The following is a 22,166-nucleotide window of genomic DNA, read 5'->3' as shown; positions in this document are numbered from 1 at the left end:
ACCCCAATGTACAGCAATGGGTGTGGTCGCAAGGCTGGACATCGCTAAGGGATGCTCAGGAATGGGCCATCCCTGCGCTGATCGACGCTGATCGCGACGTTATAATTGCGGCCTCCACCGCAGCGGGCAAGACCGAGGCGGCATTTCTGCCCATTCTGACCCATTTGCTCAACAATACCGATGCGCCGGGCGCTGTGCTCTATATCAGCCCGCTCAAAGCCTTGATCAATGATCAGTGGGACAGGTTGACACGTCTTTGCGAGCGTCTGGAGATCCCGGTTGTCGGCTGGCACGGGGATGTTTCGGCAAGCAGAAAGCATCGTTTTCTGAAATCGCCCAGCGGTGTACTGCTCATAACCCCCGAGTCGCTGGAAGCCCTGTTCGTGAACCGGGGCTCGGCGCTTGCAGGCCTCTTTCAGCCCCTTCGCTACATCGTCATCGACGAATTACATGCTTTCATCGGCAGCGAGCGCGGCAAACAATTGCAGTCCCTGATGCATCGCGTGGAAACGGTCGTCGGCAAAAAGCTGCCACGCGTAGGGCTGTCCGCAACCCTGGGCGAGATGGCGCTCGCGCGCGAGTTCCTGCGTCCGGGGCAAGGCCAGCGCATGGACGAAATCATTTCTCAAACGTCGGGCCAGGACCTTCAGGTTCAGGTACGTGGTTACACCATGCTGCCGATGAAGAAACTGGCGGCAAACCTGCAGATGGTCGTCACAAAAGACGACGACAACGATCAGGATGAAGAGCAGGAAGAGGATGTCTCCGGGACCAGACACGCTATAGCCGCGCATATGTACAAGGTGTTACGTGGCAGTAACAATCTGATCTTTCCCAATAGCCGCGACAAAGTTGAATGGTACGCCGACCGGCTGCGGCATTTGTGCGAAAACGACGGTTTGCCGAACGAGTTCCTGCCTCACCACGGAAGCTTGTCCCGAGACTTGCGTGAAGATACGGAGCGAGCACTAAAGGCCGGCAGCCCGCCCGCCTCGGCCGTCTGCACCACGACCCTCGAACTTGGCATCGATATCGGTAACATCAAGGCGGTCGCGCAGATCGGACCTCCGCCATCAGTGGCGAGCCTGCGCCAGCGACTAGGCCGCTCCGGGCGTCGCGCAGGTGAGCCCGCCACACTTCGCGCCTACTGCCAGGAAGACACCCTGACACCTGATTCAGACCTCTCGGATCAGCTCCGGCAAAACCTGGTGCAGACAATCGCCATGATTCGATTGTTGATCGAAAAGTGGTTCGAACCTCCAAGAGCAAACGGCCTGCACGCCTCTACGCTGGTCCAGCAATGCCTGTCTACGATTGCGCAGCAAGGTGGTGCACATGCTTCACAGCTCTGGAATGAGCTGATCGCGAGCGGAACATTCGCGGCCGTTGATAAAAACGACTTCATGGCCCTTCTCAAGGCTCTGGGTGAAAAGAAACTGATCGTCCAGGACAGCTCTGGCCTGCTATTGCCTGGCGAGATCGGCGAAAAGCTGGTCAACCACTACGAGTTCTACAGCGCGTTCAGCAGCGACGAAGAATTCAGACTGCTTCTCGATGGCAAGCCGCTAGGTTCCATTCCTGTCAGCCGCCCGCTGACCCTCGGGCAACGCATCATCTTCGCAGGCAAACGCTGGCAGGTCATGGATGTGGACCTGGAAAAGAAAGTCATTACTGTCAAACGCGCCCGTGGCGGCGAACCTCCGGTATTCGACGGACTGGGCGCAAAGATCCATGACCGGGTGCGTAAAGAAATGCGCGCGGTACTGACGGAGGTCACCCCCTGCCCGTTCCTCGATGCCAATGCACAAGTCCTACTGGCGGAAGCGCGCCAGACATTTCACCGGCTGGGACTAGCTGACCAGTGTCTGACGGGATCGACCTCAAACAGCTATCTGCTGACCTGGGCGGGCGACTACACCAATGATGCGCTGTGCTTGCTGCTTAACCAGGCTGGGGTCATGTGCACAGCTTCGGGACTAGTACTCGAAATCAGCGCCTCTCAGGAAAGCGTGCTGACAGCACTGGGCAGGATTGCGGAACTGGACGCAACCGACGTGGAACCACTGCTGAAAGATGTGAAGAATCTGATACGGGAGAAGTGGGACTGGGCCCTGCCAAATTCGTTGCTGATCAAATCATTTGCCTCCAGCCAGCTTGATATACCGAACGCGATTGCGCTTGCGAAGACCTTGACGGCCTGACTGCCCTGCCCGCGCAACCTGATATATTGATGTCCATACCGAATCAATAATCCTGGTCATGCAATGCCCATCAATTTCGACCTCAACGACCTCCAGGCATTTCGTGCCGTGGTCGAGAATGGCAGCTTCCGCAAGGCCGCTGAAACCGTACAGATCACCCAGCCTGCACTCAGCCGCCGTATAGAAAAGCTTGAGTCTGCGCTGAACGTGAAGCTGTTCGAACGGACCACCCGCAGGGTCAGCCTGACCACGGTGGGCCGTGCATTTCTGCCTCAGGTCGAGCGAATACTGGATGACCTCGATATCGCATTGATGACCATCGATGGCGTCGGTTCCACCCGGATGGGTAGCGTCACCATTGCTTGCGTGCCGTCAGCCGCCTACTACTTCATGCCGCAGGTCATCAGCGAGTTTCATAAGCTGTTTCCAAAAATCAGAATCCGCGTCATGGATGCCAGCGCCAACGAGGTCAACAGCGCAGTTGCCCTTGGCGAGGCAGATTTCGGGGTGAGTTTCAGCGGCAATCTGGCACCGGAGGTCGACTTCGAATTGCTTCTTCAGGAACGCTACGTGATGGCCTGCCGCCGGGATCACCCGCTTGCGACCTGCGCCAGCGTGAGCTGGGAGGAAATGTACCGCCACGACTACATCGCTCTGGACATAACGTCAGGTAACCGTCTGGTACTGGATCAGGCACTGGCGCTCTCACGCCCGAACAAGGAGAGTATCTGCGAAACGCGGCATGTCACCACCATGATCGGCCTTGTGGAGGCCGGCCTCGGCGTGGCGGCGGTGCCCTCGATTGCCATGCCGATGACCGCTCACCCGTTTCTGGTGAGCGTGCCATTGGTTGCACCTGAAGTGGTTCGCAACGTAGGGCTGATCAAACGTCGCGGGAGGACATTGACGCCTGCAGCCCTTGAACTGGAACGACTGGTCAGGAAGATGCCGCTACGTTCAGCGGGGAACTGAATCCAGCCCGGTAGACTGCACCGTGGCCTGCGCTTTTGGGGACGCCAGGTAATCGAGCAATGCCTTCGCCTGCTTCGGGTGCTCGGCATTGACCGGAATGCCAGCGGCGTAGCGGGTAACCGACTGAACGTCTTCCGGAATCTTCGCCACGAATGTCACGCCGGGAACCGGCAACAGTTCGGCCACCTGTTGAAAGCCCACTTCGTAGTCGCCCTTGGCAACCACTGAAGCAACCGGGATGCGCTCGATCATCTTGCCCTTCGGCGCGAGTTCCTTCTCGATACCGAGCTTTTTGAAAAGCTCTTTTTCGATGTACACACCACTGGCGCTGTCGGAGTAAGCAACCGACTTCGCCTTGAGCAGCGTGTCTTTCAACTCGCTGTCGGTACCGATTGCAGGCTTGGCGGCGCCCTGTTTCACGACCATACCAATACGCGAATCCGCCAGCTCGACACGTGATGCCGGGTCTACCTTGCCTTGCTTGATCAGATCATCCAGCGCATAGCCGACCATGATCACCACATCGGCATGCTCGCCACGAGCCAGGCGGTTTGGAATGGCCTCGGGGGCCTTGCCCATCGACGGGCCAAGGATGGTGTCCAGTGTATCCCCGGAAGACGTCGCGTATTGCGGCCCCAGCAGTTTATATGCAGCAGTAAAGCCGCCTGATGTCATGACCTTGAGCTCTTCAGCCTGAGCGGCAACGCTGACTGCCATACAGCCCAGAAAAAGCACCGCCAATTGATGTTTATGCAACAGTTTCATAGTTTTTTCCTTTATTAAACAGCCAGTTGCGGGCGAACCGAAAGGTGCCGGTAGAGCACCAGGGTCGCGCCAAGCGCGCAAGCTGCAGCGAACGTCATCCAGTAAGCAGGTGCAGCCTTGTCACCGGTCAGATGGATCAACCAGGTCGAGATTGCCGGGGTGAAACCGCCGAAAACTGCTGTCGCCAGGCTATAGGCCAGAGAAAAACCGGCCACCCGCACCTCTACCGGCATGATTTCAGTCAGCGCCGGAATCATCGCGCCGTTATACAAACCGTAGAGAAACGAGAACCACAACAGCACTTCCAGCATATGAGCAAAGCTTGGCGCCTGAGCGAGAAAGGACAGCGCCGGATAAGCGCTGATGATGGTCAGCAGCGTCATCGCTACCAGCAGCGGCTTGCGTCCGAAACGGTCGCTCAACATGCCGCCGACCGGCAGCCAGATAAAGTTGGAGACACCGACCAGCAACGTCACCAGCAGCGCATCGGAGGTACTCAGATTGAGTACGGTTTTGCCGAATGTCGGTGCATAAATGGTGATCAGGTAAAACGTGGTGGTAGTCATCGCCACCATCAGCATGCCGGCAATCACCACGCGCCAGTTTTGCAGCAGCGTCGCGAACACCTGTCGCATGGTCGGACGGTGAGCGCGCGTGGCGAACTCTTCGGTTTCCTGCAGGCTGCGGCGTAGCAGGAAAATGAACGGGATGATCAGGCAGCCGATGGCGAACGGAATTCTCCAGCCCCAGTCGGCGACAGCAGCAGGTGTCATCCATTGGTTCAAGCCGTAACCCAGCGCGGCGGCGACAACGATTGCCACCTGCTGGCTGCCTGACTGCCAACTGGTGTAGAAGCCCTTGCGGCCGGGTGTCGCCATCTCTGCCAGATACACCGACACGCCGCCCAATTCCGCGCCTGCGGAAAAGCCTTGCAGCAAGCGACCGACCAGCACCAATGCCGGTGCCCACAAGCCGATGCTCGCGTAACCGGGCACCAGGACAATCAGTAACGTGCCACTGGCCATGATCGACAGAGTCACGATCAAGCCTTTGCGCCGGCCCACGTCATCGATGTAAGCGCCCAGAATAACGGCACCCAACGGGCGCATCAGGAAGCCCGCACCGAAGACCGCGAAGGTCATCATCAGCGAAGCAAACTCACTGCTGGCCGGGAAAAATGCGGAGGCGATCTGGGTGGCGTAAAAGCCAAACAGGAAGAAGTCGAATTGCTCGAGGAAGTTGCCTGAAGTGACGCGAAATACTGCTCCGGCCTTCGACCGGGTGTTGCCTGTTCCTGATGGGGATGAGCTGTGCATCAGTGTTCTCCAGCGATCTTATTAGAGTGTTGTAAGCGCTTATGGGGAAGGAGTCTGCCGGACACACTTTGAAACGATAAGTGCTATGTTTTCATCGATTGATGCCCGATTAACATCAATCGACACTCAGACGGTTGCGCCCTGACCCAGCGCTTACAGGTCGAACCGCGCCAAACTCACACGTCGGCCCTTGAATTCTTTATCATTGCGGATGTTTTGTTGGCAGAGCCGATCATGAAATTCGCCATCTCACTTTTTTCCGCCGCCCATGCGCCCTCCTCGCGAAGAGCCTTGCTGTTCGCCAAAGCCGTACTCGCAGGCGGACATGAGATCGTCCGGTTGTTTTTTTATCAGGACGGCGTACACAGCGCGTCGGCCAATGTCGTGACGCCTCAGGATGAGCAGGATATGGCCCTGCAATGGCGTGACTTCATCGCCGAACACCACCTGGATGGCGTGGTATGCATCGCCGCCGCGCTGCGTCGTGGCGTGCTTGATGCCCAAGAGGCCGAGCGTTATCAGCGGCCAGCGGCGAATCTGCGGGAGCCTTGGGAATTGTCTGGGCTGGGGCAGTTGCACGATGCCGTGCAATCGGCTGATCGTTTGATCTGCTTTGGAGGGCCGTGACATGCCCAGATCATTATTGGTAGTCAGCCGCCAGTCGCCGTGGTCCGGTCCCGGTGCCCGTGAAGCGCTGGACATCGTGCTGGCGGGTGGTGCATTCGATCTGTCGGTCGGACTGCTGTTTCTGGATGACGGGGTTTTCCAGTTGTCGCCGAAGCAGTTGCCCGCCGCCCTGCAACAGAAAGACCTGACCGCAAACCTCAAGGCCCTGTCGATGTTCGGCGTTGAAGACCTGTATGCCTGCGGGCAAAGCCTGACCGAGCGCGGCATCCCTGCCAGCGCATTGAGCGAAGAAATCAGTCAGTTGTACACACGCTCCGAACTGTCGGCACTTTTTGACCGCTACGACGAGGTGATTACGATCTGATGGCTACTTTGCACGTTCTCTCCCATTCGCCTTTTGCCGACACCCGACTGGACAGCTGCCTGCGCCTGCTGGGCCGTGACGACGGCGTATTGCTCTGTGGCGACGCTACTTATGCACTGACGCCGTCATGCGCACCATTGAAATCCCTACAGCCCCTGGTCGATTCATTGCAGTTATTTGTGCTTGATGAAGACATCAAGGCACGCAATCTGCCACTGCCCACCGGAGTAAACAGCATCGACTACCCTGCCTTCGTGGAACTGTCCTTACGCTTCGACAAGGTCAATACCTGGCTATGAAACAGTTGACGATTGACGGGCACAGCATCGAACTGGACAAGGATGGCTTTCTGCAGGACCTCAACGACTGGTCGCTTGACGTCGCCCACGCCCTGTCCGCCGAGGAAGGTATCGCCCTGAGTGCCGAGCACGTAGAAATCCTCCAGTTGCTGCGGGATTTCTACGCCGAGTTTCAGCTTTCGCCGGCCACTCGGCCGCTGATCAAATACACCGCACTGAAGCTGGGTACGGAAAAAGGCAACAGCATGCACCTCAACCGCCTGTTCAACGGCACTCCCGCCAAACTCGCCGCCAAGCTGGCGGGCCTGCCTAAACCGACCAATTGCATATGAACGATTACACCGCGCTTGTTACCGAAACACCTGAAGAACATCCCTTTGCGACATTTGTGCGCATCCTGGGCAAAGGCAAACGCGGTGCGCGCAACCTGACGCGCGAAGAAGCGCGAGAGGCCATGGGTATGTTGCTCGATGAAAAAGTCGAGGACACCCAGCTCGGGGCTTTTCTGATGCTGCTGCGCCATAAGGAAGAAAGCCCCGAGGAACTGGCGGGGTTTACCGAAGCCGTGCGCGAACGCCTCAATGCTCCGGCGATTCAGGTCGATATCGACTGGCCGACCTACGCGGGGAAAAAGCGTCATCTGCCGTGGTACTTGCTGGCGGCCAAGTGTCTGGCGCAAAACGGCGTGAAGATCCTCCTGCACGGCGGCGGTGCCCATACTGCGGGACGCCTGTACACCGAACAATTGCTCGGCCTGCTGAATATTCCCCTGTGCCGCAACTGGTCGGCAGTCGAAACCTCGCTTGAGCAAGGCAATATAGCGTTCATTCCGCTAGGGGACTGGGCACCACAGCTGCAACGCATGATTGATCTACGCAACACGCTGGGCCTGCGCTCCCCCATTCATTCTCTGGCACGCATTCTCAACCCGCTTCAGGCCCGTTGCGGCCTGCAAAGCATCTTTCATCCGGGCTATCAGAGCGTGCATCGCGATGCCAGCAGCCTGCTGGGCGACAACGCCATTGTGGTCAAGGGTGACGGTGGCGAAATCGAGATCAACCCGGACACTATCAGCCATTTGTACGGCACCACTGGCGGCCAGCCTTGGGACGAGGAGTGGCCAGCGCTTTCGCCGCGCCGTCACGTAAAACCAGCGACACTCGACCCGCAGCAACTGTTGGCCTTGTGGCGCGGGGAAATCGAAGACAGCTACCCGCAACTGGCGTTGATATCGACCATCGCGCTTGCCCTGCGCGGCCTGGGTGTCGCTCGCGACGAAGCGTTCGAGCAAGCCCGAGTGTTCTGGGATCGCCGCGACAAGAACCTCTGACCTATCGGCTGTGACGATCACCAGCCCCCATAATCTTGCGCTTTTTCGGTCGAACCGATGCGCCCTGGCTGACCTCCAAGCTCTATAACCTGGAAATGGGAGTCAGACATGGGCCTTCTGGTCGAAGGACACTGGCAAGACCAGTGGTACGAAAGCAGCAAAGATGGCGCCTTTCAGCGAGAAAACGCGCAACGACGCAACTGGGTCACAGCCGATGGACAAGCGGGGCCATCCGGTGAGGGCGGTTTTGCTGCACAGGCCGGCCGCTACCACTTGTATGTCTCACTGGCATGCCCGTGGGCACACCGCACGCTGATCGTACGCAAGCTCAAAGGCCTGGAAAGTCTGATCGGTGTTTCAGTGGTCAGTTGGCTGATGCTGGAAAATGGCTGGACTTTTGATCAGCAGAAAGGCTCCAGCGGCGATGCGCTGGATGATTTCCAGTTCTTTCACCAACGCTATACGGCCGATGATCCCAGCTATACCGGACGCGTTACTGTCCCTGTGCTGTGGGACAAACAGCGGAAATGCATCGTCAGCAATGAGTCTGCGGAAATCATTCGCATGTTCAATGACGCATTCGACGAACTGACCGGCAACACGCTGGATTTTTATCCGCAAGCCTTGCGGGCGAGCATCGACGAGCTCAACGAGCAGATTTATCCGAACGTCAACAACGGTGTCTACAGGGCCGGGTTCGCCACCTCACAGGGGGCATACGAAGATGCATTCAATGATGTGTTTGCCGAACTGGACGTGCTGGAAAACCTGCTCGGGGAAAAGCGCTACCTGACAGGGAAGCACCTGACCGAAGCCGACATACGCCTGTTCACCACCATCGTGCGCTTCGATGCGGTGTATTACAGCCACTTCAAGTGCAACCTGCGGCGCATCGCGGATTACCCGAACCTCAGCAATTGGCTACGTGAGTTGTACCAATGGCCAGGTATCGCGGAGACCGTGAACTTCGAGCACATCAAGGGCCACTACTACGCGAGCCATCGCACCATCAACCCGACCGGCATCATACCCAAGGGGCCAGCGCTTGATCTGCAGGCAGGTCACGACCGGCAGCGGCTGTCCGGTGAGGGTGTCTGGAGCAATTGACAGATTGGCAAAAAAGGATGGATAGCCCGAACGGGCTATCCGCAATCGGCTTCAGACAGTCGCCTGAGCCCCTTCGAACCATGCCAGTTTTTCACGCAACTTGACCACTTCGCCGATGATTACCAGCGTTGGCGCATGCACCTCATGCTCGGCAACCAGTTGCGGCAGATTGGCCAGAGTGCCGGTAAACACACGCTGATTGACCGTCGTGCCCTGCTGGACCAGCGCAGCAGGCGTATCGGCAGAGCGACCATGCCTGATCAGCTCTTCACAGATGACCGGCAAACCGATCAGCCCCATGTAAAACACCAGCGTCTGAGCAGGCGCAACCAGCTCTGACCAAGGCAGGTCTGTTGTACCATCTTTCAAGTGACCGGTAATGAAACGCACAGACTGTGCATGATCACGGTGCGTCAGCGGTATACCGGCATACGCCGCACAACCGCTGGCGGCGGTAATACCTGGAACCACCTGAAACGGAATGCCATGCGCAGCCAGTTCTTCGATTTCCTCGCCGCCACGGCCGAAGATAAACGGATCGCCGCCTTTGAGGCGCACTACCCGCTTGCCTTGCTTGGCCAGTGCAACCAACTGCTGGTTGATCTGCTCCTGCGGAACAGCATGCTCTGCACGACGCTTGCCGACATAGACACGCTCGGCATCGCGACGGCACAGGTCAAGAATCGTCGGCGCGACAAGGCGGTCATACAGCACCACATCCGCTTGCTGCATCAGGCGCAAGGCACGGAAGGTCAGCAAGTCAGGATCACCGGGGCCAGCACCGACCAGATACACCTCGCCGGTCTCCGGCGGCGGCTCGCCAGCGATCTTGGCGATCAGCAGACGCTCGGCCTCGGCCCCCTGCCCGGCCAACTGGCGGTCGGCAATGGCACCCTGAAAAACATCTTCCCAGAACGCTCGGCGTTGCTGCACATTCGGAAACAGACCTTTGACCTGATTGCGAAAGCGCGCAGCCAGCCCGGCGAGCTGCCCGTAGGTGGAGGGAATCCAGGTTTCCAGCTTGGCACGGATCAGACGTGCCAGCACCGGCGCATCGCCGCCACTGGACACAGCGATCACCAATGGCGAGCGGTCGACAATCGCCGGAAAGATAACCGTACACAACGCCGGGGCATCCACCACATTGACCGGAACGCAGCGCAGCCGGGCGTCATGGGAAACCTTGGCGTTGAGCGGCTCGTCATCGGTCGCGGCAATAATCAGCACACAACCATCAAGGTCGCTTTCGCTGTAGCCACGCAGGATCATCTCACCGCCGCTCTGGACGACCAGCTCGCTCAGTTGGGCCTCGATTTCTGGCGCAACCACGCGCAGCACTGCGCCAGCGTCGGCAATCAGGCGTGATTTGCGCAGGGCAATTTCACCACCGCCGACCACCAGCACCCGGCTGCCACGCAGGTTATGGAACAGCGGCAGAAATTCCATTTAACCGATGACCTCAAGGCCGCCCATGTAAGGCTTGAGCACCTCGGGCACACGAATCGACCCATCCGCCTGCTGGTAGTTTTCCAGCACCGCGACCAGTGTACGACCCACCGCCAGCCCCGACCCGTTGAGGGTGTGGACCAGTTCCGGCTTACCGGTTTCCGGATTGCGCCAGCGGGCCTGCATGCGGCGCGCCTGGAAATCACCGCAGTTGGAGCACGAAGAGATTTCGCGGTACTTGTCCTGGCTTGGAATCCACACTTCCAGGTCGTAGGTCTTCACGGCACTGAAACCCATGTCGCCGGTGCACAGCGCCAGCGTACGGTACGGCAGTTCCAGCAACTGCAGAACGCGCTCGGCGTTGCCGGTCAGCGATTCAAGCGCAGCCATGGAGTCCTCAGGCGCAACAATCTGAACCATCTCGACCTTGTCGAACTGGTGTTGGCGGATCATGCCCCGCGTGTCACGACCCGACGCGCCCGCTTCGCTGCGGAAGCAAGGGGTATGGGCAACAAACTTGAGAGGCAGCTGTTTGGCATCAAGAATTTCACCCGACACGATGTTGGTCAACGATACTTCCGCGGTCGGAATCAGGTACAGATCAGCTTCGCCTTCGCGGGTGATCTTGAACAGGTCTTCCTCGAACTTGGGCAACTGGCCCGTACCCTGCAACGCAGGTGCCTGCACCAGGTAAGGCGTGTAGGTCTCTTCGTAACCGTGTTCGTTGATATGCAGATTGATCATGAACTGCGCCAGCGCACGGTGCAGGCGCGCGATTGGGCCACGCAGCAACGCAAAACGCGCACCGGACAGCTTGGCAGCGGTCTCGAAATCCAGCCAGCCGAACTTCTCGCCCAGAGCGACGTGATCCTTGACCTCGAAATCGAAGGCAGTCGGCGTACCCCAGCGACGCACTTCGACGTTGCCTTCTTCGTCAGCACCGACCGGCACCGATTCGTGAGGCAGGTTCGGAATGCTCAGCACCAGCGCATCCAGCTCGGCCTGAATGCCGTCCAGCTCGACCTTGCCTTCGCTCAGCTCGTTGCCCATGCGCTCGACGTCAGCCATCAACGGCGCAATGTCTTCGCCGCGCTGCTTGGCCTGACCGATGGACTTGGAACGTGCATTGCGCTCGGCCTGCAGCTGTTCGGTGCGGGTCTGCACCACCTTGCGCTGGGCTTCCAGCGATTCAATGCGCGCCACATCCAGTGTAAAGCCACGGGAAGCCAGGCGATCCGCTACGTCCTGAAGTTGAGTACGTAACAGTTTGGAATCGAGCATATCGTTCTCTCGTCTATCAAAGTCTGGTCAGGGACAGGCCAACCCAGGTTGCGAGCAGCCCGCCGAATACGCTGATACCGGCATAACCAAGGGCCAGCGGTACTTGCCCGCTTTCCAGCAGGCGCAGCGTATCCAGTGAAAAGGATGAAAAGGTCGTCAGACCGCCTACAAAGCCGACAATCAAGCCGGCACGAATTTCGATGGGCACTTCCGGGCGCAGCAAAAACAATCCATACAGTACGCCGATTATCAGGCACCCTACGATGTTGACCGCAAGCGTTGCTGCGTAAAAATGTCGTGGCCAGTTGGCGCTTACCCAGGTACCCGCTGCAAAACGCAATAATGTACCAGCGATCCCGGCAATCGACACCGCAAGAATGGTCTGAATCATCACTTTCTCCGCTGGCGGGGACTGGCATCGTCCAATGCGCTCAGATGCCTGAGCTTCTCACCGATCTTGAGTTCCAGACCGCGTGGCACAGGCTGGTAATACTGCCGTGGTTCCAGCTCGTCCGGAAAGTAGTCCTCACCCGCCGCATAGGCTTCAGGCTCGTCATGGGCGTATCGGTATTCTTCGCCATAACCGAGCTGCTTCATCAGCTTGGTCGGCGCATTGCGCAAATGCAGCGGAACCTCCAGCGAACCATGCTCGCCGGCTTCGCGCATTGCTGCCTTGAAGGCCATGTAGACCGCGTTGCTTTTTGGCGCACAGGCCAGATAGACGATGGCCTGCGCTACCGCCAGTTCGCCCTCGGGGCTGCCCAGACGCTCCTGCACGTCCCAGGCCGACATGCACAGCGGCAAGGCGCGCGGATCTGCATTGCCGATATCTTCACTGGCCATGCGCACCACGCGACGCGCCAGATACAGCGGATCGCAGCCGCCGTCGATCATCCGGGCAAACCAGTACAGGGCTGCGTCGGGGTCAGAACCACGTATTGATTTGTGCAAGGCCGATATCTGGTCATAGAACGCCTCGCCGCCCTTGTCGAAGCGGCGTCGGCTGTCACCCAGCAGGCTCTGCAGCAGCTCGACGTCGATCTCGCTGCCGTCTTCGGCAAGATCGGACGCGTTTTCCAGAAGATTGAGCATGCGCCGACCATCGCCATCAGCGGCGGCCATGAGAATCGTGAAGCCTTCATCGCTCAGGGTCAGTTGGCGCTTGCCCAACCCGCGCTCCTCGGTCAGAGCACGATGGACCAGTTTGCGCAGCGCCGCCTCGTCCAGGCTTTTGAGCACATAGACACGGGCACGGGACAACAAGGCATTATTGAGTTCGAACGAAGGATTTTCGGTAGTAGCGCCGATAAAAATCAGCGTGCCATCCTCGACATAAGGCAGGAACGCATCCTGTTGCGACTTGTTGAAGCGGTGCACTTCGTCGACGAACAGAATCGTGCGTTTGCCATATTGCCCGGCCTGCTGTTTGGCGACTTCCACTGCCTGACGAATTTCCTTGACCCCCGCCAGCACGGCGGAAACAGTCTCGAAATGCGCGTCCGACACCTTGGCCAGCAGCCTCGCCAGGGTAGTCTTGCCCACACCGGGCGGGCCCCAGAAAATCATCGAATGCAGCGCACCCTGCTCCAGCGCCTCACGCAGAGGCTTGCCGTGGGCAAGCACGTGCTCCTGACCGACGTATTCATCCAGATTGGTAGCACGCAAACGTGCAGCCAGAGGCTGAGCTATCGGTTCGCGGCTGAACAGATCCATGATCAGGAATTAACCCTTTTACTCTTGAATGACATCAGCACCCTTGGGAATTTGGAACTGAAACTTGCTGGCCGCAACAGGCTCGTTGGCCTTGACGCCGGTGAACAGGATATTGGTGCGCTGGCCCACGCTGTCGATCAGTTGCATGTCGTTGATGATGCCGTTACGAAATGACAAACGCAGGCTGTCGAACAGGGTGTCCTTGGTCTTGGGCTTGAGCACGAAGTCGATCACACCACCCGCCTCTTTCGCCGTGATATCGAAGCTTTCGCTGATCTTCGACACGTCACCGGACAGCAACAAGGCTGGGGTCTGGGTCAGGCGCTGATCGAGTTTCTTGATGGTGACCTGCTCCAGATCAGGGTCCCACAACGACACTTTCTTGCCGTCGGAAACCATCAACTGCTCCTGTGGCGCATCGGTGTGCCAGTTGAACAGGCCTGGACGCTGCAACGTCATTTCGCCGGTAGTCTCTTGCAATTGCGTGCCGCCACCGTCCAGTGTCAATTGCGAGAAGCGTGCGGTCAGGGTCTGGGATTTCTCCAGCAACTGGGTCAGGCGTGCCACGTCCTTGCTGTCGGCATGGGCGGACATCACGGAGAAGGTCAGTGCGGTGGCCAACAGCATGCGGATAAGACGCATGGGATTCCTCTTTGAAGTCGATGATGATGCGGCAGCGTGACTTGCACGCTGCCGCCGCAGTTCGGGGTGATAAAAATCAGTCGCGCACCGGTCCTGGAGCCAGAACTTCACGCGATCCGTTGGTATTCATGGAGGTCACGACGCCAGCCATTTCCATCGCTTCGATCATGCGCGCTGCGCGGTTATAGCCGATCTTCAGCTTGCGCTGCACGGCGGAAATCGATGCGCGGCGGCTTTCGAGTACAAACTTGACCGCCTCATCGTAAAGCGCGTCGCTTTCGCTGTCTTCACTGCCTTCGCCGCCACCGCCATCAAAGCCGCTGCCGGGCTCTTCCACACCGGCGAGAATATCGTCGTTGTAGTCAGGCGAACCACGCAGTTTCCAGGCCTCTACCACGCGATGCACTTCCTCGTCGGAAACAAACGCGCCGTGCACGCGAATCGGCAGGCTGGTGCCCGGCGGCATGTATAGCATGTCGCCATGGCCCAACAGTTGTTCGGCACCGCCCTGATCGATGATGGTCCGGGAATCGATCTTGCTCGACACCTGAAACGCCATGCGCGTCGGGATGTTGGCCTTGATCAGACCGGTAATCACATCCACCGAAGGACGCTGTGTCGCGAGGATCAGGTGGATACCTGCCGCACGAGCCTTCTGGGCGATACGGGCGATCAGCTCTTCGACCTTCTTGCCGACGATCATCATCATGTCGGCGAATTCATCCACCACTACCACGATGGTCGGCAGCTTGCTCAGCAACGGCGCTTCGTCATGAATGCTTTCCCGCTTGTACAGCGGATCGGCAAGTGGCTCCCCGGCATCCTGCGCATCCTTGACCTTCTGGTTGAAGCCCGAAAGGTTACGCACACCCATTTTCGCCATCAGCTTGTAACGGCGTTCCATCTCGGCAACGCTCCAGCGCAAGGCGTTGGCAGCGTCCTTCATGTCGGTAACGACCGGACACAACAGGTGCGGAATACCTTCGTAGATGGACAGCTCAAGCATTTTCGGATCGATCATGATCAGCTTGGCGTCTTCCGGGCCGGACTTGAACAGGATCGACAGGATCATGGCGTTGACACCAACCGACTTACCGGAACCGGTCGTACCGGCCACCAGCAAGTGGGGCATCTTGGCCAGGTCGGTAATCACCGGCTTGCCGCCGATGTCGTGGCCCAGCGCCAGGGTGACCGGCGACTTGGCATTATCGTATTCAGGGGTCGACAGCACCTCGGAGAAGCGCACGATCTGGCGGTCTTCGTTGGGGATCTCGATACCGACGGTGGTCTTGCCCGGGATCACCTCGACCACGCGCACGCTGGTGACCGCCAGTGAGCGGGCAAGGTCCTTGGCGAGGTTGGCAATGCGACTGACCTTGACGCCAGCGGCCGGCTGAATCTCGTAACGGGTAATGACCGGGCCGGGATGGATGGAGTCAACCGAGACCTCGACACCAAATTCCTTGAGCTTGATTTCCAGCAGATGACCGACCGCCGCCAGGGACTCTGGCGAGTAGTTGAGCTGCTTCTTTTCTGCCGGATCAAGGATGGAGATGGGCGGCAAGGTGCCTTCGACTGCGCTGTCAACGAACAGCGGGGCCTGTTTTTCCTTCATGACCCTCTTGCTCGGTTCTGCAGGCTTTGAAGGGGCTGGCGCAATAACCGCAGGCACGTGCTTTTCACGCTCGGTCATGTGTTTGCTCAGCGACACTTCGCGCTCCATCAGGCGCTCTTTGGCCTTGGCCTGCTCGCGACGGTCAGGGGCAACGGGCGCGACCACATCGTTGACGCGCATGTCGACTTCACGCAACTGCGCGACCATCTGCTTGCGCTCGGCACGGGCGGTCCACCAGCGGTTCGCCGCCCCCTGGAACAATTCGAACAGGTCAAGGGTGATCTTGCCGGTGACGTCCATGACCTTGAACCACGACAGGTCGGTAAACACTGTCAGACCGAATAGAAACAGGGCGATGAACAGCAAAGTGCTGCCCTGGATGTTCAGGGCTTTCTTGGCCAGATCGCCCAGCACTTCGCCCAGCACGCCGCCAGCAGAGCCCGGGAAGCCTGCCGAAAAGTGAAAATGAATGTGCGCCAGCGCCGCGCCCGCCAGTATCAGGAATACCAGCCCGATCAGACGCCAGGAGAAGAGCCAGCCGCTCCACTGCCAGGGTTCGTGACGATGACGAAACACCTGCCAGGCCTTGATTGCCAGCAGCAGCGGGAAAATATAGGCGAAATAGCCCAGGATCATGAACAGGATATCGGCACAGAAGGCACCGGCAAGCCCCGCAGCGTTCTGCACCTGCGCGGCGTTACTGCTGGTGTGGCTCCAGCCGGGATCACTCTGATCGTAGGTCAACAATGCCATTATCAGGTACAGGCACAGGGCGCCAAAGGCGATCAGGGCCCCTTCCTTGAGCCGGTAGTGCAATTGCTGCCGCCAAAGCGGAACAGCGCTGGGTGCTGGGGTGGATTTCTTCAAAACGCTTTAATTCCTGCGCTGTAGCGCGAACATCTCGTTGATTGACCAGAAACGGCTGTCGGACGGCGCTGAATGCTCCCGCATGAACAGGGATAGCAGACATCGGGAAGCCCGTTCGGCAGACGTTTGAATGATAACGCCCAAAGCAGGCATTGTACGGCTTTACGGGCGCTTGGGTCTGTACGAAAACGCGTCAGACCGACTTCAGACAGTTCCGCAATGCGGGACATGCTTTCATGTTCGCTGATGATGTTCAATTTGAGCACGCATTCCGTTTTGTGACAAAGGCTTATGACGTGTTTCTATCAACCGCCCACAACTTCAAGGGCTACACCATCATCGCCGCGCTCTTGCCCTACCGTATGTGCCAGGTACGCGCCATAATGACAACCGCTTGTGACCACGCCTGCCGCACAGAGTTGCACTGACAGGCCGGTGCGCCCTCCCCTTCCGCAAAGTTGTGATGCCATGCTGACCTGGTTGAACCGCAATAGCCTGGATTTCCCGCCACTGGAGAAAGCCCTCCGCGAGCCCAACGGATTACTTGCCGCCGGTGGAGACCTGTCAGCCGATCGCCTGATCAATGCCTACCGGCACGGCTGCTTTCCGTGGTTTCAGGACGGCCAGCCGATTCTCTGGTGGTCTCCCGATCCGCGTACCGTACTGTTTCCCGAAGAACTGCATGTTTCGCGCAGCCTCGGCAAAATGTTGCGCCAGTCTCGCTACCACGTGACCTTTGACCGGGATTTTGCGAGCGTGATCAAGGCCTGCGCTGCGCCGAGAAGTTACGCCAATGAAACCTGGATCACCGGCTCGATGCAGGATGCCTATCTTGAGTTGCACCGACGCGGCCATGCGCACAGCGTCGAGGTCTGGGATCAGGATGAACTGGTCGGCGGGCTGTATGGCCTGGCAATGGGCCAGCTGTTCTTCGGTGAGTCCATGTTCAGCCGTGCAGACAACGCCTCCAAAGTCGGATTCGCCACACTGGTGCAGCACCTGACTGACTGGGGTTTTGTATTGATCGATTGCCAGATGCCGACCCAACACCTTCACAGCTTCGGCGCACGCTCGATTCCTCGGCAGACTTTTGCCGACTATCTGTCCCGGCATCTTGATCAGCCAAGCGGTGCCGACTGGTCATCTAGGCGAGTTTGACAGGCTGGCATACACTCACAGGTAAGGATTTACCATTAGGCGACGACCATGACAGAGCTGGCGAGGCTGAAGTTTTATGCCACTCAACCGCACACCTGCAGTTACCTGCCTGAAGAGCAGGCGACGACCCTGTTTCTGGACCCCAGCCAGCCAATGGATGTGCAGGTCTACGCCGACCTCTCGGACATGGGCTTTCGCCGTAGCGGCGATCATCTTTACCGCCCCCACTGCCAGAACTGCAGCGCTTGCGTGCCCGCACGCATCCCCGTGAACCTGTTTGTACCCGACAGACAGCAAAAAAGGATTTTGAAACGTAATGCCGATGTACAGGTGCAAAGCGCCAGACCGGCTTTCACCGAGGAATATTTCGATCTTTATCAACGTTACATAGAGCAACGGCATGCTGACGGCGACATGTTTCCACCCAGCCGCGAGCAGTTTTCGACATTTCTGGTTCGCGACCTGCCCTTTTCGCGTTTTTACGAATTTCGCGTCGACCAACGACTGCTGGCAGTTGCGGTCACCGACCTTTTGCCCAACGGCCTTTCCGCGGTCTACACGTTCTACGAACCTGATGAAGAGCGCCGCAGTCTGGGCCGTTACGCGATTTTGTGGCAGATCGCCGAAGCCGCCAGACTTCAACTGCAGGCGGTGTACCTGGGTTACTGGATCAAAAACTGCAAAAAGATGAATTACAAGACCCAATATCGGCCCATTGAGCTACTTACCAATCAAAGATGGGTCACTCTGTATTGAACCCCTTGGCTTAAACTGGTTTTTTCGGGCACAATGCACGCCGCTTTTGCCTGGCGCCACTTGCACCGGGCCACTCATTTGTATACCGAGGGCTTTACTGCATGTCGAAAGAAGACAGCTTCGAAATGGAAGGCACTGTCGTCGACACCCTGCCCAACACCATGTTCCGCGTGGAGTTGGAAAACGGGCACGTCGTAACCGCGCATATCTCCGGCAAGATGCGCAAGAATTACATCCGTATTCTGACCGGTGACAAAGTGCGTGTAGAACTGACGCCCTATGACCTGAGCAAAGGGCGCATCACCTACCGCGCTCGTTAAACAGGCATTGACGAAAACGCCCGGCATAAGCCGGGCGTTTTTGTTTGCCTGTTTCATACAACCAGAGACCTCGGCCTGCCCCGCATCCATTCACGATGCGGAGCGAGGCTTGGGCGTCAGGCCATTTCTGCTGTGGTTTCGAAGTCGAAGGTAATCTCGCCATCCTTGATATCGATGTGAACCACACCGCCGTGCTCTGACAATTCGCCGAACAGGATCTCTTCGGCCAGTGGCCGCTTGATCTTGTCCTGAATCAGGCGAGCCATCGGTCTGGCACCCATCGCCGCATCGTAACCACCCTGCGCCAGCCAGCTTCTCGCCGCCTCGGACACTTCGAGCAGTACGCGCTTGTCTTCCAGCTGGGCCTGAAGCTCGGTAAGGAACTTGTCGACCACGCTCATGATGACTTCGTGGCTGAGACGGCCAAACTGAATGATGGTGTCCAGACGGTTGCGGAACTCCGGCGTGAAGCTCTTCTTGATCACTTCCATCGCATCAGACGAGTGGTCCTGATGCGTGAAACCGATCGAAGCACGCGCGGCGGACTCAGCCCCGGCATTGGTGGTCATGATCACGATCACATTGCGGAAATCTGCCTTGCGTCCATTGTTATCGGTCAGCGTACCGTGGTCCATCACCTGCAAAAGCAGGTTGAAGACTTCCGGGTGAGCCTTTTCGATTTCATCGAGCAGCAGCACGCAATGCGGTTGACGAGTGATGGCTTCGGTCAAAAGACCGCCCTGATCGAAACCGACGTAGCCCGGAGGCGCGCCGATCAGACGGGAAACGGTATGCCGCTCCATGTACTCGGACATGTCGAAACGAATCAGCTCGACACCCAACGCCTTGGCCAACTGGCGAGCGGCTTCGGTCTTGCCGACACCGGTAGGGCCTGCGAACAGGAACGAACCGACCGGCTTGTCAGGCGACTTGAGGCCTGCACGCGAAAGCTTGATCGCCGTCGACAACGAGTCAATGGCTGCATCCTGACCAAACACGGTGAGCTTCAGATCGCGCTCCAGGTTACGCAGCAGCTCCTTGTCCGAGCTGTTGACGTGTTTTGGCGGAATACGCGCGATCTTGGCGACGATGTCTTCGACCTGAGGCACATCGATGCGCTTGACGCGCTGCTCGACAGGCTGCAGACGCTGGTAGGCACCGGCTTCATCAATAACATCGATCGCCTTGTCGGGCATATGACGGTCATTGATGTAACGCGACGCAAGCTCAGCTGCGGCGCGCAGCGCTTCGTCACTGTACTCGATGCTGTGATGCTGCTCGAAACGGCTTTTCAGGCCACGAAGGATGCCGATGGTGTCTTCGACCGAAGGCTCGGACACATCGACTTTCTGGAAGCGACGCGCCAAGGCGCGGTCTTTTTCGAAAATCCCGCGAAACTCCTGAAAGGTCGTAGAGCCGATGCAACGGATCTCGCCAGACGACAGCAACGGTTTTAGCAGGTTAGAGGCATCCATCACCCCGCCTGATGCCGCACCAGCACCAATGATGGTGTGGATCTCGTCAATGAACAGGATCGCCTGAGGACGCTTGCGCAGCTCATTGAGCAACGCTTTGAAACGCTTCTCGAAATCGCCGCGGTATTTGGTCCCGGCCAGCAGGGCACCCAGATCAAGCGAGTAGACAACGCTGCTGGCGAGTAAATCAGGGACCTGATTGTCCACGATACGCTTGGCCAGGCCTTCGGCAATAGCCGTTTTACCAACCCCAGCCTCACCGACCAGCAACGGGTTGTTCTTGCGACGACGAGCCAGAATCTGAGCTACGCGCTCGACTTCGCTTTCGCGACCGACCAGCGGATCGATGCGCCCCTGGCGCGCCAATTCGTTCAGATTGCTGGCATAGGCATCCAGAGGATTGCCTGAGGAAGATGCTTCACCGCCCTCGTCGTCCTGCATATCCTGTTCACCTTCAGAAGAGTGTTCGCCATGCCCCGGAACCTTGGAGATACCGTGGGCGATATAGTTGACGACATCAATCCGGGCCACGCTCTGCTGCTTGAGCAGAAACACGGCCTGGCTTTCCTGCTCACTGAAAATTGCAACCAGCACGTTGGCGCCGGTTACTTCGCGCTTGCCGGAGCTCTGCACGTGGAAAACTGCCCGTTGCAGCACACGCTGGAACCCGAGCGTCGGTTGTGTCTCGCGATCCTCGTCATGAACGGGGATCAGCGGAGTGGTGGAGTCGATGAACTCCTGCAGATCATGCTTGAGTTTATCGAGGTTTGCACCGCAGGCACGCAGAACAGTGGCTGCAGCCTCATTATCCAATAGAGCCAGCAGGAGGTGCTCGACCGTCATGAACTCATGACGCTTCGAACGTGCCTCCTTGAAGGCAAGATTGAGGGTGACTTCGAGCTCACGGTTTAACATAGCTTCACCTCATACCCAAGTGGTCGGCGTTTAACCGTCCTTCTCGATCTCACAGAGTAGCGGATGCTGGCTCTCCCTGGCGTATTGATTGACCTGCATTGCCTTGGTCTCGGCGATGTCGCGGGTAAACAATCCGCAGACTGCCCGTCCCTCTGTATGGACGGCCAGCATGACTTTGGTGGCCAGCTCACGATTCAGGTTAAAAAACACCTCGAGTACTTCTACGACGAAATCCATCGGGGTGTAGTCATCGTTGAATAAAACCACCTTGTACATCGGTGGCGCCTGCAGGGTCGGCTTGGCGTCCTGCACCGCGATGCCTGCCGCGTCGTCCTCGTGCGACTGCGGACTGTCCTGATTGAATGTTAGTCGAATCTTGCTAAATGCATGCATGGAAAGAAATGTTCGTTTGAGGGCGGATTGAGCTGTCAGTCGCAGTTTGGACGCTTTTCAAACAGACCGCCACATGACCTTGACTATCAGCTAAACGGTGTTACAAACAATAGAGCCCACATTGGGTAAAAAGGGTCCGCGCAGTCAACCAAAATTTTTGGGGAGGCGGATTGAAGTGGATGATACTCCTGACGGAGTCCTTTGCAGAGGGATATGGCGATGCTTAACGGAAAAGTCAAGTGGTTCAACAATGCAAAAGGTTATGGATTCATAATCGAAGACGGCAAGCCGGATGACGACTTGTTCGCCCATTTTTCGACCATCCAGATGGAAGGTTACAAGACCCTCAAAGCCGGCCAGCCGGTCAGTTTTGAAATCATTCAGGGGCCAAAAGGGCTGCATGCCGTGAATATCGCGCCATTGCTGGCTAAAGCAGGTGAGCCTGTGAAGGAAACCCATGCTGCGTCTGAGCATGAACCTGAACATGCACACGCTTGAAGTCCTCCATGGAAACAGCCTGACAGCAGATCAATGGCCTTTCGCGCCAGTTGACTGAGTAATCAGAAACACGCAATGAGCCTGTACCGGATCTTGAGAAACCGCA

At 57.9% G+C, this 22,166-nt stretch carries 23 protein-coding genes; 13 read left to right on the top strand and 10 right to left on the bottom strand.

The window, feature by feature from the left end; translation table 11 throughout:
• Positions 1-20: 20 nt before the first annotated feature.
• Positions 21-2,201: a DEAD/DEAH box helicase gene (locus RYA97_RS09310; protein ID WP_117143879.1), complete on the top strand. Its 2,181-nt coding sequence runs from the start codon at positions 21-23 to the stop codon at positions 2,199-2,201.
• A gap of 63 nt (positions 2,202-2,264) precedes the next feature.
• Entirely contained in the window at positions 2,265-3,173 is a 909-nt protein-coding gene (locus RYA97_RS09305; RefSeq protein WP_004665681.1) for a LysR family transcriptional regulator, read from the top strand.
• On the opposite strand, the gene RYA97_RS09300 is transcribed toward RYA97_RS09305, so the two are convergent.
• Positions 3,159-3,938: a substrate-binding domain-containing protein gene (locus tag RYA97_RS09300; protein WP_117140777.1), complete on the bottom strand. Its 780-nt coding sequence runs from the start codon at positions 3,936-3,938 to the stop codon at positions 3,159-3,161. The two genes, RYA97_RS09305 and RYA97_RS09300, sit on opposite strands and share 15 nt — an antisense overlap.
• A 14-nt stretch (positions 3,939-3,952) precedes the next feature.
• Positions 3,953-5,254: an MFS transporter gene (locus RYA97_RS09295; protein WP_044345597.1), complete on the bottom strand. Its 1,302-nt coding sequence runs from the start codon at positions 5,252-5,254 to the stop codon at positions 3,953-3,955.
• Between the two features lie 234 nt (positions 5,255-5,488).
• Here RYA97_RS09295 and tusD point away from each other — a divergent pair, with 234 nt between their 5' ends.
• The 6 genes from tusD (at position 5,489) to RYA97_RS09265 (ending at position 8,981) form a co-directional block, all read left to right on the top strand.
• Entirely contained in the window at positions 5,489-5,881 is a 393-nt protein-coding gene (tusD, locus tag RYA97_RS09290; RefSeq protein ID WP_002553985.1) for a sulfurtransferase complex subunit TusD, read from the top strand.
• 1 nt (position 5,882) lies between these two features.
• A complete protein-coding gene (tusC, locus tag RYA97_RS09285; RefSeq protein WP_117140779.1) occupies positions 5,883-6,245 on the top strand; it encodes a sulfurtransferase complex subunit TusC in 363 nt (120 codons plus the stop codon).
• Positions 6,245-6,544, top strand: coding sequence for a sulfurtransferase complex subunit TusB (gene tusB, locus RYA97_RS09280; RefSeq protein WP_005745694.1), 300 nt, complete (start codon positions 6,245-6,247; stop codon positions 6,542-6,544). The genes tusC and tusB overlap by 1 nt, the downstream gene beginning before the upstream one ends.
• A complete protein-coding gene (locus RYA97_RS09275; protein ID WP_016982226.1) occupies positions 6,541-6,876 on the top strand; it encodes a TusE/DsrC/DsvC family sulfur relay protein in 336 nt (111 codons plus the stop codon). The genes tusB and RYA97_RS09275 overlap by 4 nt, the downstream gene beginning before the upstream one ends.
• Complete coding sequence (locus RYA97_RS09270; protein ID WP_005755650.1) at positions 6,873-7,874, top strand: glycosyl transferase family protein; 1,002 nt, start codon at positions 6,873-6,875, stop codon at positions 7,872-7,874. The genes RYA97_RS09275 and RYA97_RS09270 overlap by 4 nt, the downstream gene beginning before the upstream one ends.
• 108 nt (positions 7,875-7,982) lie before the next feature.
• Positions 7,983-8,981, top strand: coding sequence for a glutathione S-transferase family protein (locus RYA97_RS09265; RefSeq protein ID WP_016982229.1), 999 nt, complete (start codon positions 7,983-7,985; stop codon positions 8,979-8,981).
• 51 nt (positions 8,982-9,032) lie between these two features.
• Here the strand turns inward: RYA97_RS09265 and cysG are convergent, their stop codons facing one another.
• The 6 genes from cysG to ftsK all read right to left on the bottom strand — a co-directional run bounded on the left by cysG (position 9,033) and on the right by ftsK (position 16,545).
• Positions 9,033-10,427 carry a siroheme synthase CysG gene (gene cysG / locus RYA97_RS09260; protein WP_117143878.1) on the bottom strand — a complete coding sequence of 465 codons (1,395 nt, stop codon included), beginning with the start codon at positions 10,425-10,427 and terminating at the stop codon, positions 9,033-9,035.
• Positions 10,428-11,708 (bottom strand): serine--tRNA ligase, encoded by a 1,281-nt coding sequence (gene serS / locus RYA97_RS09255; protein ID WP_002553992.1) that lies wholly within the window; start codon positions 11,706-11,708, stop codon positions 10,428-10,430.
• 16 nt (positions 11,709-11,724) lie between these two features.
• On the bottom strand, positions 11,725-12,099 hold the full coding sequence (crcB, locus tag RYA97_RS09250; RefSeq protein WP_002553993.1) for a fluoride efflux transporter CrcB: 375 nt from the start codon (positions 12,097-12,099) through the stop codon (positions 11,725-11,727).
• On the bottom strand, positions 12,099-13,421 hold the full coding sequence (locus RYA97_RS09245; protein ID WP_002553994.1) for a replication-associated recombination protein A: 1,323 nt from the start codon (positions 13,419-13,421) through the stop codon (positions 12,099-12,101). The genes crcB and RYA97_RS09245 overlap by 1 nt, the downstream gene beginning before the upstream one ends.
• Positions 13,422-13,439: 18 nt before the next feature.
• Positions 13,440-14,063: an outer membrane lipoprotein chaperone LolA gene (gene lolA, locus RYA97_RS09240; protein ID WP_002553995.1), complete on the bottom strand. Its 624-nt coding sequence runs from the start codon at positions 14,061-14,063 to the stop codon at positions 13,440-13,442.
• 76 nt (positions 14,064-14,139) lie between these two features.
• Positions 14,140-16,545 (bottom strand): DNA translocase FtsK, encoded by a 2,406-nt coding sequence (gene ftsK, locus RYA97_RS09235; protein WP_117140781.1) that lies wholly within the window; start codon positions 16,543-16,545, stop codon positions 14,140-14,142.
• 236 nt (positions 16,546-16,781) lie between these two features.
• On the opposite strand from ftsK, the gene RYA97_RS09230 reads away from it, so the two are divergent.
• From RYA97_RS09230 to infA, 4 genes are all read left to right on the top strand, one after another.
• Positions 16,782-16,973, top strand: coding sequence for a hypothetical protein (locus tag RYA97_RS09230; RefSeq protein ID WP_005745701.1), 192 nt, complete (start codon positions 16,782-16,784; stop codon positions 16,971-16,973).
• A gap of 40 nt (positions 16,974-17,013) precedes the next feature.
• The gene (gene aat, locus RYA97_RS09225) at positions 17,014-17,703 is read left to right on the top strand and encodes a leucyl/phenylalanyl-tRNA--protein transferase (protein WP_005731880.1); all 690 of its coding nucleotides are present in this window, start codon (positions 17,014-17,016) and stop codon (positions 17,701-17,703) included.
• 48 nt (positions 17,704-17,751) lie between these two features.
• A complete protein-coding gene (locus RYA97_RS09220; protein ID WP_004659516.1) occupies positions 17,752-18,459 on the top strand; it encodes an arginyltransferase in 708 nt (235 codons plus the stop codon).
• Positions 18,460-18,560: 101 nt separating this feature from the next.
• On the top strand, positions 18,561-18,779 hold the full coding sequence (gene infA / locus RYA97_RS09215) for a translation initiation factor IF-1 (protein WP_002553999.1): 219 nt from the start codon (positions 18,561-18,563) through the stop codon (positions 18,777-18,779).
• A 116-nt stretch (positions 18,780-18,895) separates the two neighbouring features.
• Here infA and clpA read toward each other — a convergent pair whose 3' ends face one another.
• Both clpA and clpS read right to left on the bottom strand, forming a co-directional pair.
• Positions 18,896-21,169 carry an ATP-dependent Clp protease ATP-binding subunit ClpA gene (clpA, locus tag RYA97_RS09210; protein ID WP_316892182.1) on the bottom strand — a complete coding sequence of 758 codons (2,274 nt, stop codon included), beginning with the start codon at positions 21,167-21,169 and terminating at the stop codon, positions 18,896-18,898.
• Positions 21,170-21,199: 30 nt separating this feature from the next.
• The gene (gene clpS / locus RYA97_RS09205; RefSeq protein ID WP_002554001.1) at positions 21,200-21,562 is read right to left on the bottom strand and encodes an ATP-dependent Clp protease adapter ClpS; all 363 of its coding nucleotides are present in this window, start codon (positions 21,560-21,562) and stop codon (positions 21,200-21,202) included.
• 213 nt (positions 21,563-21,775) lie between these two features.
• Between clpS and cspD the strand changes: the two genes are divergently transcribed.
• Positions 21,776-22,060, top strand: coding sequence for a cold shock domain-containing protein CspD (cspD, locus tag RYA97_RS09200; RefSeq protein WP_005731877.1), 285 nt, complete (start codon positions 21,776-21,778; stop codon positions 22,058-22,060).
• Positions 22,061-22,166 lie beyond the last annotated feature (106 nt).

Source organism: Pseudomonas syringae group sp. 26L6 (assembly GCF_032587815.1).
GTDB classification, from domain to species: domain Bacteria; phylum Pseudomonadota; class Gammaproteobacteria; order Pseudomonadales; family Pseudomonadaceae; genus Aquipseudomonas; species Aquipseudomonas amygdali.
This window is presented reverse-complemented; position numbering and strand designations above follow the sequence as displayed.

What these genes read in the sequence shown, in the direction of transcription:
- RYA97_RS09305 (WP_004665681.1), top strand. Translation starts at nt 2,265, where the DNA reads ATGCCCATCAATTTCGACCTCAACGACCTCCAGGCATTTCGTGCCGTG.
- RYA97_RS09300 (WP_117140777.1), bottom strand. Translation starts at nt 3,938, where the DNA reads ATGAAACTGTTGCATAAACATCAATTGGCGGTGCTTTTTCTGGGCTGT.
- RYA97_RS09295 (WP_044345597.1), bottom strand. Translation starts at nt 5,254, where the DNA reads ATGCACAGCTCATCCCCATCAGGAACAGGCAACACCCGGTCGAAGGCC.
- tusD (WP_002553985.1), top strand. Translation starts at nt 5,489, where the DNA reads ATGAAATTCGCCATCTCACTTTTTTCCGCCGCCCATGCGCCCTCCTCG.
- tusC (WP_117140779.1), top strand. Translation starts at nt 5,883, where the DNA reads ATGCCCAGATCATTATTGGTAGTCAGCCGCCAGTCGCCGTGGTCCGGT.
- tusB (WP_005745694.1), top strand. Translation starts at nt 6,245, where the DNA reads ATGGCTACTTTGCACGTTCTCTCCCATTCGCCTTTTGCCGACACCCGA.
- RYA97_RS09275 (WP_016982226.1), top strand. Translation starts at nt 6,541, where the DNA reads ATGAAACAGTTGACGATTGACGGGCACAGCATCGAACTGGACAAGGAT.
- RYA97_RS09270 (WP_005755650.1), top strand. Translation starts at nt 6,873, where the DNA reads ATGAACGATTACACCGCGCTTGTTACCGAAACACCTGAAGAACATCCC.
- RYA97_RS09265 (WP_016982229.1), top strand. Translation starts at nt 7,983, where the DNA reads ATGGGCCTTCTGGTCGAAGGACACTGGCAAGACCAGTGGTACGAAAGC.
- cysG (WP_117143878.1), bottom strand. Translation starts at nt 10,427, where the DNA reads ATGGAATTTCTGCCGCTGTTCCATAACCTGCGTGGCAGCCGGGTGCTG.
- serS (WP_002553992.1), bottom strand. Translation starts at nt 11,708, where the DNA reads ATGCTCGATTCCAAACTGTTACGTACTCAACTTCAGGACGTAGCGGAT.
- crcB (WP_002553993.1), bottom strand. Translation starts at nt 12,099, where the DNA reads ATGATTCAGACCATTCTTGCGGTGTCGATTGCCGGGATCGCTGGTACA.
- RYA97_RS09245 (WP_002553994.1), bottom strand. Translation starts at nt 13,421, where the DNA reads ATGGATCTGTTCAGCCGCGAACCGATAGCTCAGCCTCTGGCTGCACGT.
- lolA (WP_002553995.1), bottom strand. Translation starts at nt 14,063, where the DNA reads ATGCGTCTTATCCGCATGCTGTTGGCCACCGCACTGACCTTCTCCGTG.
- RYA97_RS09230 (WP_005745701.1), top strand. Translation starts at nt 16,782, where the DNA reads ATGTTCGCTGATGATGTTCAATTTGAGCACGCATTCCGTTTTGTGACA.
- aat (WP_005731880.1), top strand. Translation starts at nt 17,014, where the DNA reads ATGCTGACCTGGTTGAACCGCAATAGCCTGGATTTCCCGCCACTGGAG.
- RYA97_RS09220 (WP_004659516.1), top strand. Translation starts at nt 17,752, where the DNA reads ATGACAGAGCTGGCGAGGCTGAAGTTTTATGCCACTCAACCGCACACC.
- infA (WP_002553999.1), top strand. Translation starts at nt 18,561, where the DNA reads ATGTCGAAAGAAGACAGCTTCGAAATGGAAGGCACTGTCGTCGACACC.
- clpA (WP_316892182.1), bottom strand. Translation starts at nt 21,169, where the DNA reads ATGTTAAACCGTGAGCTCGAAGTCACCCTCAATCTTGCCTTCAAGGAG.
- clpS (WP_002554001.1), bottom strand. Translation starts at nt 21,562, where the DNA reads ATGCATGCATTTAGCAAGATTCGACTAACATTCAATCAGGACAGTCCG.
- cspD (WP_005731877.1), top strand. Translation starts at nt 21,776, where the DNA reads ATGGCGATGCTTAACGGAAAAGTCAAGTGGTTCAACAATGCAAAAGGT.